A 359-nucleotide genomic window follows, 5' to 3' on the forward strand; every position below is an offset into this window, starting at 1 on the left:
CCGCTGAGGCTCCAGTTACCGCTGGCATCAGCAGCGACAGAAGCATTCACGCCATCAATATTAACAGCAACGGTTGCACCAGCTTCTGCACCCGAACCACTAACAAGTACGTTATTGTCTTCACTCGCATTTACAATATCATCCGTTGCAATAGGTGTATCAATTGCTAAGGTGGTTGGAACTAAATTATCGAGTTCTATTTGAGCCGTCGCAGTAGGTGAGATATTACCAGCACTATCGGTTTGCGTTGCCGATACCGTTAATGCGCCATTAACTAGCGCACTGATATCTAATTCACTGCCACTGAGTGTCCAGTTGCCACTGCCATCTGCGGTCGTTGCGGCATTCACTCCGACAAT

Annotated in this window: 1 protein-coding gene; it reads right to left on the reverse strand. The window is 47.9% G+C overall.

Going from position 1 to position 359, the window contains the following annotated elements; all coding sequences use genetic code 11:
• Positions 1-359, reverse strand: a 359-nt coding sequence (locus tag CWB85_RS22065) for a hypothetical protein (protein ID WP_138556026.1), incomplete at both ends; no start/stop codon positions are given.

Origin of the sequence: Pseudoalteromonas sp. S1727, assembly GCF_005886375.1 — a bacterium.
Taxonomy (GTDB): Bacteria; Pseudomonadota; Gammaproteobacteria; order Enterobacterales; family Alteromonadaceae; genus Pseudoalteromonas; species Pseudoalteromonas haloplanktis.